Here is a 14,975-nt window from a genome sequence, read left to right as displayed (position 1 = left end):
ACTACCGATGTCCACAGCCAGATACGAAACTGTTGTCGGGCTTGAAGTTCACGTCGAGCTTCATACCAAATCCAAAATTTTCTGCGGTTGCTCCACCGCCTTTGGCGCACCGCCGAATACCCATACATGCCCTGTCTGTCTCGGTCATCCGGGCGTATTGCCCGTTCTGAACCGTCAGGCAGTCGATTATGCGATGAAAGCAGCAATGGCACTGAACTGCCAGGTGGCAGATGTCAGCAAATTCGACCGCAAAAACTACTTTTATCCCGATTCGCCCAAAGCCTATCAAATCTCCCAATTTGATCAGCCCATCGGCGAACACGGCTGGATCGACATCGAAGTCGATGGCAAGACGAAGCGAATCGGCGTAACTCGTCTGCATCTGGAAGAAGATGCGGGCAAGCTGACGCACACTTCCGGCGGCTACGATTCGCTTGTTGACTTTAACCGTGTCGGCACACCGCTGATTGAGATCGTGTCCGAGCCAGATATTTCCTCACCGGAGGAAGCACGTGCTTATTTGGAAAAGCTGCGCGCAATCATGCAATACTGCGATGTATCTGATGTGAAAATGGAAGAAGGCTCCCTGCGCTGTGACGCCAATATCAGTTTGCGTCCAGTTGGTCAGGAAAAGCTGGGTACACGCGCTGAGCTGAAAAACATGAACTCCTTCCGCGGCGTACAGCGCGGTCTGGAATACGAGCAACTGCGCCAAGCACAAATTCTGGATGACGGCGAGCTGGTTGTACAGGAAACGCGTCGCTGGGATGAAACTCAGGGCAAAACGATCTCTATGCGTGGCAAGGAAGAATCACACGACTATCGTTATTTCCCAGACCCAGATCTCGTGACTTTGCATATCGATCAGGAATGGAAGGATCGCGTTCGTGCATCGATTCCAGAGCTGCCAGATGCACGTCAAGCGCGTTATGCGTCCGAATACGGATTGCCAGCGTATGATGCCGCAGTCGTTACCTCGTCCAAGCCGCTCGCGGATCTGTTCGAAGAAAGTCTGAATTACACCAAGGATGCCAAATCGGCAGCCAACTGGATTCAGGGTGAACTGCTTGGTTATCTTAACGCAGGTAATCTAGAACTGACCGATGTACCATTGACCGGACAGCATCTGGGCGAGATGATTGGCTTGATCGAGAAAGGCACGATCAGCAACAAAATCGCCAAAACCGTCTTCAAAGAAATGCTGCAATCGGGCAAATCGCCACAGCAGGTCGTTGAAGAAAAAGGTCTGACTCAGATCAGTGATACCGGTGCGATCAAATCGATCGTCGAAGAAGTCATTGCCGCCAATCCGCAATCTGTTGCTGATTATCAGGCAGGTAAGGACAAAGCAATCGGCTTCCTGGTTGGTCAAGTTATGAAGCAAAGCAAAGGGAAAGCAAACCCTGGCATGGTTAACCAACTGCTGGCGGAACTGCTGCCTCGTTAATTATAATAAGCATCATCTATGCCAATATTAGTACAAGGACCTCACATTCCACTCTGTGGAGCATGAGGTCCTTCTTTGCAGGTATACTTATATCGATAGCTGTATGAAAAAGATAACGCAGAAGTTGTCAAAGGGCACACAGTTGTCTAACAGAGAGAGGGGAAGGTAATCATGATACGCCAGTTTTCGTTGCACGATGATGATACCGTACGTCAAATATGGAGCCTTCAACATATCGCTTACCGCATTGAAGCCGAGATGATCGGCGCTAAGGAGCTGCCGCCGTTAATGGATACGGTCGAAAGCCTACGTACCTGCGGCGAAACCTTTTACGGAGAAGTGGACGAAGACGGCGAGATTCATGGCGTAGTCGCTGTACTGCGGGAGAAGCCAGGCACGCTGACAATTACCCGCATGATGGTCCATCCCAATTACGGTCGAAGAGGCATTGGTAGTCAATTGCTAAATCATGTCTTTGCCCAGCATCCACAAGTGCCGCTGTATATCGTCTCTACGGGTACGCTGAACGAACCGGCAGTTCGATTGTACCGCAAAGCCGGTTTTGAACCGATTGAAGCGTTTCAGGTGGCGCCTGGTGTGGAATTGACGACCTTTCACCGGCATAATCCAGAGCAACCACCAACAGACAACAGGGAGGAATAGGCTTGGTGATCGACAGTCCTTGGTTTATTGATAATACACATATTTTGATCCGCTTGCTGGTATCGATGCTGCTGGGTGGTCTGATCGGATGGGAGCGCGAACGTTCCAGTCATGCCGCTGGTCTTCGCACGCATATTCTTGTGTGCGTCGGTTCTACGCTGATTATGCTGCTGTCCGTTTATGGCTTTTCTGAATTTGTAAATGAAACCAATGTGCGGATTGATCCCGCGCGTTTGGCAACGGCAGTTATTTCCGGTATTGGTTTTCTCGGTGCGGGTACGATTCTGTTTACCGGCAAAGCGATCACCGGTTTAACAACCGCTGCATCGCTATGGGTCGTAGCGGCGATTGGATTGGCAATTGGCGCGGGCTTTTATTTTGCCTCCATTACGGCGACTGTGCTGGTGCTGCTCAATCTGTGGGTGCTCAATATTGTTGAGCTGCGCTATATTCGCCGCAGCAAGGCGCACTCTATTACAGTCGAAGGCATTTCCGGCATATTGACATTAGAGCGCGTCTCCAAATTTATGTACGCTGAGAATATCAGCATCAAGAAAGTAACCTTTATCAAGGAGCGCAGTGGTCATACGATCTCGTCCGAGATTTTGCTGACCGAGCTGCGTATGAATGTGGAGATTCACCACGAGTATAGCCCGATGGACATTATCGGTCGTCTACAAAAAATCGAAGGCGTCACCGCTGTTTCGTTTGAATAATTCTCATACTTTGATGAATAAATCACATGCTCTGACATGCAAGCAAGTCAAAAGCGCCATAACGGTGTAAATAGTAAACAGGTTGTTTTCATGATGGATTGTTTTGAATGGAAGGAGGACCCGGCATGACCACACCACCGTCCAAACTCCCGTTGAAGCGCAAATTTTTTGCGCTGCTTATCGCTGCACTAGTTCCGGGTTTGGGTCACATGTATCTGGGATTGGCCCAGAAAGGGATTCAGTTTATTGCTCTACTGCTATTAGATGTATCGGCACTGTTGTATTTTACATCCAAAGGCATTCAGATCAATTTGCCGCTGCTGATCTTGCTGGCGCTGCTGATCCCGATTATTTACTTTTACAACATTTACGACGTGCTGCAATCGACGGACTGGATCAATGATCATATCCGTGCATTGATTCCGTTCAAAAAGAAGCATCGCAGCTTCGCGCGTCTGCGTGGTATTACCTTCGGCATTTTGCTCATTATCGAAGGGGTGCTGATCTGCTTGTTCTGGCTGCGACCGTATTGGCTGCGCAATATCGTCAGCTTTTGGGCAGGCTATTTGACTGCTGGCGTTTGTCTAGCAGTTGGTCTGGCGCTGCTAATCCTCCAGATCATGCGCATCTATCGCGCGCTTCATCGTCCGGCATCTGGCGAGGCAGGAGGTGTCATCCATGCCCGTAAAAATTAAAGCCGGTCGTATCACGGCAGCTCTACTCTGGCTCACACTTGGTGTACTCGTCATTATGGATCAGCGCACTGGCGATGGACAGCTGATGCTGCTGCTCACATGGTGGCCGCTCATCCTTGTGGCATGGGGCATCGAATATCTGGTCTTTTACATTCTGGCACGTCTACGCAAGCTGCGTTTACGACTGGATATTAAAGGTGTACTGATTGCGATTGTAGCAGCAGCGGCTGTATTTCTCGTTACGGAGCAGAACCAGTACTTGTATCTGTGGAGTAAAGTCAGTCTCGATCTGACTGCTGCTTCCGCCGAATTTAGCGAAGCTTCCGGTACGCGTACCGAACTGGAGCAGGTCAATGTTCCCATTGCAGAAGAGACCGACGAGTTGACCGTGGAAGGCATCAACGGCGATCTTATTATTCATACAGGCAATGTGGATCAGGTACGGGTACGTCCTGTCGTTTGGGTAGATGAACTCGACACCGAACAGGCTCAGCAAATCGCTCAAGCTACTACCATCCAAACGAGTGAAGGCGAAGAGATCAACATCCATGCGGAGACGCAAACCTATGGTCAATCCAAGAATCGTCAGCCTCGTGTGAATATGGACATTACGCTGCCAACGGATCGTCATTTTGATATTAACGTTCAGACAACCAATGGCAAAATCACCATGAGTAATGTGGAAGCATTGCGCAATATTTCAGTGCGTACCGGCAGTGGCGGTATCGTACTGCGCAATCTGATGGGCGATGTCAAAGCCCAATCTACAAATGGTAATATCAACATCAACTCTATTCTTGGCAGCTTGAATGCCGAGACGAGCCAAGGAACCTTTAAAGTTAACGATATTAGCGGTGCAGCCAAACTATACACTCAGGTTGGCGATATTTCCCTAACTAGCGGACTTGGTGATATCGATGTGAATACCCGCAACGGCAATATTTTGGTCAATGAAGCTAACTTTGGCGTCAAAGCTCAAACGTTGAACGGCAATATCGAGATTCGTTCCGTCAGTATTGGTGCTGATTGGTCTGTATACAGTGCCGTTGGTGTCATCAGCCTGTACTTACCGCCAAGCGGAGATTATGCCGTCGACGGCTCCAACAGCTATGGTACGATCAAGACCGATTTGCCTTTGGAAACGAAAAATAAAAACATCAGCGGCGAATTTGGCACCGGTGAGCATACCGTGCAGGTGGATGGTAATGGCGATCTGAATATTTTGCGCAATACCGATGCACTGGTTGAAGATAACGATGATGAGCAGGTCGTTCCGAGTAACGGAGAAACCGTGCCGCAGGAAGGCACAACGGATGGTAATGCAGCAGATACGAACAATTCGACATCAACGTCTAATTCGTCCTCTGATTCATCATCATCGACCACGGAATCGAATACGACCGCTACAGACTAGCCCGCGTGTAGCGTTGACAATCCCTTTTTCCAGCACGTAAAATGTAAACCATATGAGTCTGCGCGTTACATGCAGGCATCACGGATCGCAAAGGAACAGGAGACTGCGAAATTTGGAAGTTCAACAGGACGGTGGGCAGATGACAGCACGGGTAGAACATGCACTAGAACAATTGAAAACAAGTGGAGTGCGCATCACGCCACAACGACACGCCATATTGACTTATTTGCTAGAGGAATTGGAGCATCCAACCGCGGATGAGATTTACCGTTCGCTGGCGCCGCGCTTTCCAAGCATGAGCGTAGCTACTGTATATAATAATCTGAAAATGCTAATGGAAACTGGCATGGTACGCGAATTGACGTATGGAGATAGCTCCAGCCGTTTTGATGCCGACGTCACTGAGCATTATCATATTATTTGTCAGCAATGCGGCAAAATCGAAGACTTTCACTATCCAGTTCTAACCGATGTGGAGCATCAGGCAGCACAGCATACTGGATACCGTATATCTGGTCATCGGATGGAACTGTATGGAGTTTGTCCATCCTGTCAGCATAAATAATACGTCATGTAATGACACATCTTTTGGGCAGCACAGACCTTTTCATCCTGTGCTGCTTTTTTTATAACGCACAAGGTTAAACTACATAGAGAGAAGCAAGCCGCATTCTACGTCCATCCTGTCCATCCAGTACAGTCGCTATCGTCGTCGCATCTACAGATATCGCACAGCACATAGGAGGGTTACCTTGACCAGACAGAGGCGCTCACGCGCACGCAAGAGCCGTATCATCAAATGGTGGATTGGCATTTGGGTATTCATCATCGTCGCTGGATTTGCTGCTTTTTTGATTTTGCCTAACCCGTTACATGAAGATCCGAATTGGAAAGGCTTGAATAAGCCGATTTTCGTGGAAGGCGTACTGATGGATGAACCCGCAGCAGGAAGTGGAGAATCGCTGCAACTGCCGTTATCGGTTGTCCAATCACAGATCAACGAGAATATCCGTTACGAAGAACGTACACGTTCCGTCATTTTAACGACGGGTAGCAATATTATGCACCTACAGGAAGGCAGTACCGAAGCAGAGTTAAATATGAAGTCCGAGCAGCTACGTGTTGCTCCACAGCAGGAACATAATATCGTCTATATTCCCATCGCACCGCTCAAGCAAATTTATCATGTCGATGTATACGAAGATCCGCAGACGGGCGCTGTTATTCTCATGCGTGCTGGTGATCATATCCAATATGCCCATGCTTCTAATGGGGATGGTACTGTACCCATGCGAACCGATGCCAGTATTCATGCGCGTATTTACGCTGATGTAGCGCCAGATAGTCGTTTACGTATATGGGAAACCGGTGATCAATGGGTATTTGCTCAGCTGGATAGCGGAGTGGCTGGGTATATCCAGCGCAGTCAGATCAAGCTGGATAAGCTGGTGACTGTACCCGTGCCGACCATTGCGGATAACCGTGTAGACATCGACTGGCGGGGCAAAAAGGTCAATCTCGCATGGGAAGCTGTTTATGAGCAGCGTATCGATCCGCACAAAATCGGTTCTTTGCCAGGAATCAACGTTCTCAGCCCAACCTGGTTCGAGGTTATTGACGATAACGGTAACGTGCGTAGCAAAGCCGATATGGAATATGTCAATTGGGCGCATAACCGTAATATCGAAGTATGGGGTCTGCTCAGCAATGGATTTGATGCGGATCGTACGACACAGGCATTGTCCACCTATGAGAAGCGTAGCCGTATTATTGCACAGATGCTGGAATACGCTCATCTCTATCAACTAGATGGCATCAATATCGACTTTGAAAGTGTGCATACCTCTGATGGACCGAATGTTGTGCAATTCATCCGCGAACTGAAGCCGCTGGCAGCACAACGTAATCTGATTCTGTCGATGGATGTAACCCCTAAATCAAATAGTGAACTATGGTCGAAGTTTCTGGATCGCCGTGCGCTTGCTCCTTCGCTAGACTATATGATGCTGATGGCGTATGACGAGCATTGGGCATCCAGCCCAGAAGCCGGGTCCGTTGCTTCGCTTCCTTGGGTAGAGAAGGCAACGCGTCGCTTGCTGGACGAAGATGAGGTCCCAGCGGATAAGCTCATACTTGGTGTTCCGCTCTATACGCGCATCTGGACCGAGCAGCAGGAAAACGGCAAAACCAAAGTCTCCTCTCGTGCATACGGCATGGAGAAGATTGCCAACCTCATTCAGGACAAAAAGCTACAACCCATATACGATAAAACAACCGGACAAAATTATGTGGAATATCAAGAGAATGGCGCTACCCAGAAAATTTGGATCGAAGACGAGGTATCTTTGCAAACCCGTGTTAAGCTCGCGCGCGAACTTGGTCTTGGTGGTATCGCTTCATGGACACGCAGCCTCGGCGACGACCGCGCTTGGAAAGCACTGTCCAGCATCTCCGGTAAATAACAGTACCACAGAGTAAGAGCATCACAGAGGAATCTATACACGTTGCCAATAAAAATGATCGGCACTCTCCCGTACATTTTTCGTTGAAATAAGTATCGTAATAGTACGCTTCACAACAGGGTTTTACTCTCCACGGCATGCTCCAACAGACAGCAGATACAAGCAAGCCGCTTTAAAATAGATCATCATAATCTTTCCAGTGCCAAAGATAAGTAGAGATGCGAAGATACGTATTCAAGCACCAAAGCGATTTTTTTCAGAAAAAGACAATTGTTTCCGAATTATGGCGGAAACGATTGTCTTTTTCCGTGTTGATACAACGTTTATGTGCATAACAGCAAGCTTTGCATCCATGTTGCAAATTTCACGCAGATTCATTTTTACGAAATTTTGCTTTGTGCCAGCAGGAGAAAAAGGGCTGGTCAGCGAAATTATTATTCAAGAAGGCATAGCATCGTCAGAATGAGATTTGCCTGGTTTGCCGTCCATATTTCGTTGAACGGATAAGGGAGGATATTGTGGAATTAACCAATCTTTCTTTTCTTCATGAAAACAAAAACAATCACCGGATCATCGGAGCCGTCGCTTCTCGCAGCAAAGGCAGCAACTTTAACGGTTCGCTGCTGCATGATTTCGATGTGCTGATTATTGTCGTTTACCGACACCATGAGGAAGAGGAAATCATCGAGCATCGTATGGATGCGTTTAATACGAATATTCAAGTTATTTACGTCGACCGTCAAATGTTGGAAAACGATACGATTACCGGCCGCAACCCTATGCTGGTTGAGCAATTTATGAATGGCGAGATCATTTGGGATACCGAGCGCGAATTGGAACGAATGCGTGAACAGTTCACTCATTTTTCTCGTCCACTGAGCGAGCGCCGTATTCTGCTGGAATTTGCCCAATTTCTCGCCTTGTATGTAGAAGCCAAACGTCATATGCAAGAGCAGCAAACGATGGATGCGTACAACTGTATTTTTCAGGCGCTACAGCATTGGGCGCGCATCGATCTATGTGAAAAAGGCATCTACCCAGTATCTGCCGTCTGGGAGCAGGTGCGCGAACACAAGCTGGACGTACACAAGCTGTACGAGCAGCTCGCCTTCAGTACCGAAACGATGGAGCAGCGTGTAGAGCTGGTTCTACTCGCCTGTGAATTCTCCGTCATGTCCAAAATGAGAGAATGCTCAGAAGCATTATTCCGCGTATTGCGCAGTCGCAAACAGCCGTGGAGTATCCGTGAATTAATGGATCATCCCGAACTGTCTCATATCGGCAGCAACCTGTCGATGGTTATTCGCAAGCTGGTCTATCGCTCACTCATTAACGAGACCATCACTTGGAAACCAACACCCGGCGGCGAACGCGAGATCCGTTATTGGATCGGCTAAGGGTATCAGGTACAAAATAGCGTCATAAAACTAAAACAAAAAAGCATGCCCGAATAAGGCACACTTTGATCATTACTTATGAGTGGTTAGTTATAGACGATGAACGGTATTAACGATTGGAAACAGAATACTCATCCTGCAATGGATGTACCGGAAGAGCAATATCTGTCTGCTCTTCTTTTTGTTTTTGTAGCGAAGGCAGAATGAATAGCGAGAAGACGGCAAGCAGGATCATGTACAATCCAATCATATATCCGGTATAAAGGACACCAGTACGCTCAATAAGTACACCAATCAGGAAAAAACCCGGTAAACTCGCACCTTGCATTAGCAGTGTGTAGAAGCTGGATATCCTTGCATAATAATCCTGAGACGTAATCTCTTGCAAATACGAGTTCACAAACGTAATGAAAATACCTTGCGCAATTCCGCCAATCATGAGAGAAACAAGTAGAACTGGTAGCGGAAGCTGCATAGCATAGGCGACAAACACCAATCCGAAGATCAGACTGGGCAGGCAAAAGCCGATCTTTTTATTTATAGTTTTATAACACCACGGGGCAAGCAGGGAGCCGATCACGATTCCGCAAAGTGAAAAGATAGAGATCAAATACAGATTTTCCGTACCCATATGCAGAATTTGATTTAAATAAGAGATCAAAAAGATATCAATGGACGATCCAACAAGCCATGCCAATCCAAAGATGATAAAGATGCTACGAATAACAGGCGTTCGTTGTATAAATCGCACACCCTCAACAGCAAGTTGAAGTGTTTTAGCTGTTTGATTACTGTGATTGACAATATACGGGCGAATACGTAGTACAATGCTAGCCGAACATAGAAACGTTGCAATCGTCACGACTAACAGCATGGATAGGCTCATCCCTTGTTTGATTAAAAATGCACCCATCGAATAGGACAGCAACTTGCCGGTCATCATGGCCATTTGCAATTGACCGTTGGCGGAAGGTCGTAACTCCTCTGGAACGATCCAGCGCAGTAGCGATTGGCTGGCAGGCAGAAAAAACATATCGTTGATCGTAATAACGAACAACAGCGTATAAATTAGTGCCGGATGCTGCCAACCATAGATTTGCATGACGATAAATATAACGATCAATAGCGCACGCGTCAGATCCGTTATGATCATCGTTTTTTGTAAATTGGATTTTTCGACAACGGCACCTGCTGGAATCGCAAACAGAAAAGCGGGGATACCGGCAGCTAAATAATAAAACGACAATCCTATACTCCCCGTTTGCTGCAATTCCAGCATTTTCAATAAGGCTAAAAATAATAAACCATCACCGATTAACGCTACAAAGCGGGCGAGAAACAAATATACAAAAGGTCGGTTTTTCCACAGCTTCATATGATCAACCTCAGTTTGTTTTGGTTTCGTAAATCTGACCCGTTCTCAAATCCACACCTAACCCATACTCCTCATCTATCCAATCGACATTTGGCGAAAAGGAACTCTCATCAGTAAGTGTGTCGCGCCACTGATGCACATACTGATGATGACGATACCAGAAACGCCACAAATCCGGTCGCTTCATCAGGGAATCGCGAAATAGGGAATAACTATGATCCGCACTGCTCTGCAATGTTGTTTTATCTACAGCAAATGGTTTATAGGCGATCAGACGATTATGACCCGGTTCCGATTGATCCGCGATTACAATACACAGTTCTTTTTTTAATAGCGATACCAGACGGTAAATCCCGCTACGCATCTGCACGGAAGAAGTCAAATGCTGACAAACGAGAGGCTGCGAATCCTCGCCGGACCCGGTATTACCGTCGAGATAGAGGAGAATATTTCCACGGTTGCGAAGAATGCGTACCAACTTTAGACCGCTGCCCTGCTCCTCGGAAACAATATAATGAATATCCGACTCTCGACGAATATCGTTCCATGGCTCCAGTTCCTTTTCGCTATCATACGAATCCTGATCCACCACCACATCCAGACGCGAATTCAGATTCTCCATCATGCGTACCAGTTCAAGACCGACATATCGATAGGCTCCATAATGAAACGTACCGAATACTCCCTTGTTTCGAACACATTGTAAAATATGCTCGGCACCGACAATCTCGTCAAAACCAGCAAAGGCATCTGGGGATAAACGATATTCATTTTGTTCCAGATTGTTCATACGATATTTCATCCAAGTGGATTCAATATGATTGGTATCAGCGGAATCTAATGGCAGCAGCTCTTTGGAGATGTTCACGAGTGCCATAAAATCATCATAGCCCAGTCCATGTTCTTTTTCATATCGAAGCAGTTGATCTAACTCATTTTGTAATGGTGTTGTTTTCGTATTCATGGGGGATGCTCCTTTCTGGAATAGATACAGATTGTTGAAGCATATGCAGTAACTGAGAGAAGATATGAATCACAGTGTCATATTGAAAAGGAATACGTTCTGCGTTTATATCTGCGCCATGACCTTCGACCAGATCCATGCCGATGATGCCTGGTACATACCGCAAGCTGCGAATGACATCCAGCAATACATGTACAGACGGACCACCAGGAGAAGGGAAATCAACAAAAGGAAATACAGAAGGGTCCAAAACATCGACATCGAATGAGACGTAGATATCATAATGATACGCTGATAACGATTCCAATATATGCTGTAGTTCTTGCGCATTCAATTGTGCAGCAGGAATACAGGATAGGCGTGGATGCTCATAATATTGCCCAAGTGAGCGAAGTCCCCGAACACCGAGCTGTATCACATGCTCAACAATTTGATTGGCAAGTAAATGACGCACAAAATTTCCGTGATGTACTTCATGATCCAGGCGTAGAGGATCAGAGCCGCAATCCAGGTGGGCATCAAAATGTAAATAAAGAATACGTCGACCATTCTGCTTCAATTGTTTCAGAATATGGTATGTAACCGAGTGATCGCCGCCAATATATGCAAATTTGGCGTTAGCGGAGCAAAATTGCCGAATCGGCAGTTCCAACGATTGTGAAAGTGCTTCAGCATTGTAGTCTTGGAGCGCCATGTCGCCGCAATCATGTAGATGACAATGGGTGAGGATATGCTCCTGATAGTTTATATCGAAAATTCCACTGGATTGTGTACGTTCCAGTGCTGGGTAAAGCGGCGTTTTCGTACTCACATAACGTAGCGTCGCCGGAAACTGCCGTACCTTGCTGTCTGGATGGTTGGAGCCGTCAGCGAAGGGTAGACCCATAATATGAAGTTGCTCCGAATAAGGGGCGGATGGTAGAGAGGCGTGATAGAAGCATATATCCTGCGTAGGGCTGGAACATGTAACGTCTTCAGATAGCCAAAAGTTTTCCAAAGAAGAATCGCTAATGATTGCCTCGCCCCGAAGATTTTTATCTAATACATATTTCGTCTTATTCATGTTCCAACCTTCTTCCTTTTATGGAATAGCGTATAAATTTCAGTACCACCTGTCCCCATATCAGCAGGCACAATAACAGGTACGTCCATTGAGCGTACGAATGAGACAATGCTAATATACTTTGTAAACCCGATAAGGCTGCTATCCAACTAATGCAAAATGAAAGGTACAGCAATATACTCCATATTCGCATTTTGAATGTAGCCATGTTTTCCAATACATAATGACCGTCCAATCCATAAAATGGTAAAAGGTTAAAGGAAATATAAGGCATATAGATGAGCGCGATACAGGATAGCATCATGGAGAAAGGCTGCCAGATCAGAATCATAGAGAAAATAAATTGCAATCCTACGCCCGCTACACTGACAATGATATTTTGCTTTTCTGTCATCTCCTGTTCAAACGCAAAGTATGTTTTGAACTCTACCTGATACGAACGACGACTTTTGGCAATAACTACCTGATTAGCACCAAGAGCATAAGCACTTAACGCGTGCCCAAGTTCATGAATATACGTGCTTACGAACGTAAACAAAATATAGACCAACACAATCCACATAATGATCAGCATGCCCATTCCTCCTTGAGAAAAGGAATGGAGGTGCAAAAAGCCGAAGCTTTCTGCACCTCCTAAGTATATTAACAGCGGCCAGAAGCACAGCGTCCGCTTGCACAGCAACCAGAAGCATTTCTGCGGTTCGCTTCCAGTTCTTTCAGGTCTTTCGCGTCAACAGGTTTCAGAACGATACTTTTTTTCATGATGGACTCCTCCTTTCACGAGTAATATTTATTAAAAGTCAATTAGACCTTTAATCCATTTTCGTGAGGCAGTTCTTCCTGCTTGCCGGAAAAGATCACATCATGAGTAGAAGCGGGATGCATGGTGGTCATACTTATTGTCAATATGGAGTTAACTGTTGAAAAAAATAGCAGCCCTGCACACAATGATTTGAATACAATGTTCATGATCACCACTCCTTATGTAAGAACTGAATTGATCATACAACATTGTCTAAAAGGGTGGAAAAAGCCAGAATGATCATATTTTTTGGGTTTTATTACACTTAATAACAAATAGTACTTGTAGCGTGATAAAATATAATTGTAGGCATATTCCATGTATCATGAAGAAAGGAGAATGGCATGCAGCAGTATAATACGTTAGGATCAACTTTAAAAAAGTTTAGACTAGAAATGGGAATGTCGCAGCAACAGCTGGCACAAGACATATGTACTCAAGCGCAAATCAGCAAAATTGAAAAAGGTGACATTCTTCCATTAAGCAGCACATTATCTGAGTTGACCAGCAGGCTTGGCATTACATTGGATTATTTCTTTTCGTTTGTAAGAAGCCCTGAATTTGATTACGTGAGTGATTTCTTTTATTTTTTACGAAAGCATGCCAGGAACAAAGAATACGATGAAGCATTATGGATGGTACAAAAAGAAAAAGATAATCCGCTATTCGACTCCAAAGACAAAAAGCAGTTTTTGTTATGGCATGAAGGCATGTGCCACTTTCAGATTTATAAAAATGCCGACTATGCAATGCAATGTCTGTGTGCGTCACTCGACCTCACACCACAAATCAATCGAATCTACTCTGAACGTCAAACCGAGATTCTGAACAGCATCGGAATTATTCACGACCAATTGCACGAATACAGCCAAGCAGCAGAGACATTTCATACTGCATTACAAAGCTTGGACAAACTTCCTCTCGTACAGGATCGTAATATCCAATTACGTCTCTACTACAATCTATCCAAAGCATTAATCAATCTGGAGCAATATCAGAACTCTTTATTGTATTGTCAAAAAGGAATCAAACTATGCATTCAGGAAGAACGTCTGTACTTATTTGGAGAATTACATTATCAAATGGGGATCAATCTAGTAAATCTTCAGCGAAGAGAAGAAGGTAGGAGTTATATCAATAAAGCAAGAAGTATATTTGAACTTACCCATAAAACAGAGCTAATTACAATTGTAGATAGAGAATTGAATTCATGGTCTTCATAGAACAGCGAATAGTCGAGTTTGCTTATGAAGCTAGAGAGTAAACATGTAATTCCTTTAAGGTAGTAGATACAAGTGTCCAAGCCTTATTTCATAAATGTTATACACTAGAAAACAATCTATATCATGATCCCATTTTTTATCACAGATCAGAAAAGTTTTCAGAATAGAAAAGGAATCGACCACATAAGTTGTAATAGCAAAGTAGTGACCTTGGTAGACCGAGAATAAAATGCTAAATAAATAGTTGACTCAAACAATTCATCTATGATAAATTATAAAACGTTCCGCTTAAAGCTTTTACAGTTTTACAAGCAGAATAAACAATGTCATTAATTTCAATCAAACAAACTTTTAAATGATTTTGGAAAAAAAGTTGTTGACGAAATAATTGATAACATGATATGATCTAAGAGTTGTCACGAACGAGTGAGAACGATGTAAGGAATATCATGAAGATCCAAGTTAAACACTTAAAACGAGAAAAACTTCTTAAAAAAAGTGCTTGACGAAAGAAACACAACATGATATGATATAAAAGTTGCTGCGAGAGACACTGAGCGGCAACGAAAGAGTTTGATCTTTGAAAACTGAACAACGAGTGAGTGAAGAACTTCGGTTCTTCAAACAATAGAGAACAGCAATGTTCTCGCCAGCAAGAAATGAGCAAGTCAAACACTTTTATGGAGAGTTTGATCCTGGCTCAGGACGAACGCTGGCGGCGTGCCTAATACATGCAAGTCGAGCGGAGTCGATA

The 14,975-nt window shown here is 45.2% G+C and carries 14 protein-coding genes and 1 rRNA gene; 10 read left to right on the top strand and 5 right to left on the bottom strand.

Going from position 1 to position 14,975, the window contains the following annotated elements; all coding sequences use genetic code 11:
- The first annotated feature begins 7 nt into the window (after window positions 1–7).
- From gatB to ABXR35_RS21585, 8 genes are all read left to right on the top strand, one after another.
- Complete coding sequence (gene gatB / locus ABXR35_RS21620; protein ID WP_367064140.1) at window positions 8–1,447, top strand: Asp-tRNA(Asn)/Glu-tRNA(Gln) amidotransferase subunit GatB; 1,440 nt, start codon at window positions 8–10, stop codon at window positions 1,445–1,447.
- 171 nt (window positions 1,448–1,618) lie between these two features.
- The gene (locus tag ABXR35_RS21615) at window positions 1,619–2,110 is read left to right on the top strand and encodes a GNAT family N-acetyltransferase (protein WP_367064139.1); all 492 of its coding nucleotides are present in this window, start codon (window positions 1,619–1,621) and stop codon (window positions 2,108–2,110) included.
- A gap of 8 nt (window positions 2,111–2,118) precedes the next feature.
- Window positions 2,119–2,826 carry an MgtC/SapB family protein gene (locus tag ABXR35_RS21610; protein ID WP_367064273.1) on the top strand — a complete coding sequence of 236 codons (708 nt, stop codon included), beginning with the start codon at window positions 2,119–2,121 and terminating at the stop codon, window positions 2,824–2,826.
- 125 nt (window positions 2,827–2,951) lie between these two features.
- The gene (locus ABXR35_RS21605; protein WP_367064138.1) at window positions 2,952–3,521 is read left to right on the top strand and encodes a hypothetical protein; all 570 of its coding nucleotides are present in this window, start codon (window positions 2,952–2,954) and stop codon (window positions 3,519–3,521) included.
- Entirely contained in the window at window positions 3,505–4,935 is a 1,431-nt protein-coding gene (locus ABXR35_RS21600; RefSeq protein ID WP_367064137.1) for a DUF4097 family beta strand repeat-containing protein, read from the top strand. Before ABXR35_RS21605 ends, ABXR35_RS21600 begins: the two co-directional genes overlap by 17 nt.
- A gap of 139 nt (window positions 4,936–5,074) precedes the next feature.
- Complete coding sequence (locus ABXR35_RS21595; protein ID WP_367064272.1) at window positions 5,075–5,500, top strand: Fur family transcriptional regulator; 426 nt, start codon at window positions 5,075–5,077, stop codon at window positions 5,498–5,500.
- Window positions 5,501–5,687: 187 nt separating this feature from the next.
- Window positions 5,688–7,397 (top strand): glycosyl hydrolase family 18 protein, encoded by a 1,710-nt coding sequence (locus ABXR35_RS21590; RefSeq protein WP_367064136.1) that lies wholly within the window; start codon window positions 5,688–5,690, stop codon window positions 7,395–7,397.
- A 518-nt stretch (window positions 7,398–7,915) separates the two neighbouring features.
- Window positions 7,916–8,794, top strand: a complete 879-nt coding sequence (locus ABXR35_RS21585; protein WP_367064135.1) for a nucleotidyltransferase-like protein — start codon at window positions 7,916–7,918, stop codon at window positions 8,792–8,794.
- A 109-nt stretch (window positions 8,795–8,903) separates the two neighbouring features.
- On the opposite strand, the gene ABXR35_RS21580 is transcribed toward ABXR35_RS21585, so the two are convergent.
- The 5 genes from ABXR35_RS21580 to ABXR35_RS21560 form a co-directional block, all read right to left on the bottom strand.
- Window positions 8,904–10,169, bottom strand: coding sequence for an MFS transporter (locus ABXR35_RS21580; RefSeq protein WP_367064134.1), 1,266 nt, complete (start codon window positions 10,167–10,169; stop codon window positions 8,904–8,906).
- 10 nt (window positions 10,170–10,179) lie between these two features.
- Window positions 10,180–11,133, bottom strand: coding sequence for a hypothetical protein (locus ABXR35_RS21575; RefSeq protein WP_367064133.1), 954 nt, complete (start codon window positions 11,131–11,133; stop codon window positions 10,180–10,182).
- Window positions 11,102–12,196, bottom strand: coding sequence for an arginase family protein (locus ABXR35_RS21570; RefSeq protein ID WP_367064132.1), 1,095 nt, complete (start codon window positions 12,194–12,196; stop codon window positions 11,102–11,104). The genes ABXR35_RS21575 and ABXR35_RS21570 overlap by 32 nt, the downstream gene beginning before the upstream one ends.
- Window positions 12,189–12,770 carry a hypothetical protein gene (locus ABXR35_RS21565; RefSeq protein WP_367064131.1) on the bottom strand — a complete coding sequence of 194 codons (582 nt, stop codon included), beginning with the start codon at window positions 12,768–12,770 and terminating at the stop codon, window positions 12,189–12,191. Before ABXR35_RS21565 ends, ABXR35_RS21570 begins: the two co-directional genes overlap by 8 nt.
- 230 nt (window positions 12,771–13,000) lie before the next feature.
- The gene (locus ABXR35_RS21560) at window positions 13,001–13,165 is read right to left on the bottom strand and encodes a hypothetical protein (RefSeq protein ID WP_367064130.1); all 165 of its coding nucleotides are present in this window, start codon (window positions 13,163–13,165) and stop codon (window positions 13,001–13,003) included.
- 177 nt (window positions 13,166–13,342) lie between these two features.
- On the opposite strand from ABXR35_RS21560, the gene ABXR35_RS21555 reads away from it, so the two are divergent.
- Together ABXR35_RS21555 and ABXR35_RS21550 are read left to right on the top strand one after the other, a co-directional pair.
- Entirely contained in the window at window positions 13,343–14,221 is an 879-nt protein-coding gene (locus tag ABXR35_RS21555) for a helix-turn-helix domain-containing protein (protein ID WP_367064129.1), read from the top strand.
- Window positions 14,222–14,898: 677 nt separating this feature from the next.
- A 16S ribosomal RNA gene (locus ABXR35_RS21550) occupies window positions 14,899–14,975 on the top strand; the annotation flags it as partial.

The sequence above is a fragment of the Paenibacillus sp. JQZ6Y-1 genome (assembly GCF_040719145.1).
GTDB lineage: Bacteria > Bacillota > Bacilli > Paenibacillales > Paenibacillaceae > Saccharibacillus > Saccharibacillus kandeliae.
Note: the sequence above shows the minus strand (reverse complement) of the source record. Positions and strands in the feature narration are given on the sequence as shown.

What these genes read in the sequence shown, in the direction of transcription:
- ABXR35_RS21570 (WP_367064132.1), bottom strand. Translation starts at nt 12,196, where the DNA reads ATGAATAAGACGAAATATGTATTAGATAAAAATCTTCGGGGCGAGGCA.
- ABXR35_RS21600 (WP_367064137.1), top strand. Translation starts at nt 3,505, where the DNA reads ATGCCCGTAAAAATTAAAGCCGGTCGTATCACGGCAGCTCTACTCTGG.
- gatB (WP_367064140.1), top strand. Translation starts at nt 8, where the DNA reads ATGTCCACAGCCAGATACGAAACTGTTGTCGGGCTTGAAGTTCACGTC.
- ABXR35_RS21595 (WP_367064272.1), top strand. Translation starts at nt 5,075, where the DNA reads ATGACAGCACGGGTAGAACATGCACTAGAACAATTGAAAACAAGTGGA.
- ABXR35_RS21565 (WP_367064131.1), bottom strand. Translation starts at nt 12,770, where the DNA reads ATGCTGATCATTATGTGGATTGTGTTGGTCTATATTTTGTTTACGTTC.
- ABXR35_RS21615 (WP_367064139.1), top strand. Translation starts at nt 1,619, where the DNA reads ATGATACGCCAGTTTTCGTTGCACGATGATGATACCGTACGTCAAATA.
- ABXR35_RS21555 (WP_367064129.1), top strand. Translation starts at nt 13,343, where the DNA reads ATGCAGCAGTATAATACGTTAGGATCAACTTTAAAAAAGTTTAGACTA.
- ABXR35_RS21575 (WP_367064133.1), bottom strand. Translation starts at nt 11,133, where the DNA reads ATGAATACGAAAACAACACCATTACAAAATGAGTTAGATCAACTGCTT.
- ABXR35_RS21580 (WP_367064134.1), bottom strand. Translation starts at nt 10,169, where the DNA reads ATGAAGCTGTGGAAAAACCGACCTTTTGTATATTTGTTTCTCGCCCGC.
- ABXR35_RS21605 (WP_367064138.1), top strand. Translation starts at nt 2,952, where the DNA reads ATGACCACACCACCGTCCAAACTCCCGTTGAAGCGCAAATTTTTTGCG.
- ABXR35_RS21560 (WP_367064130.1), bottom strand. Translation starts at nt 13,165, where the DNA reads ATGAACATTGTATTCAAATCATTGTGTGCAGGGCTGCTATTTTTTTCA.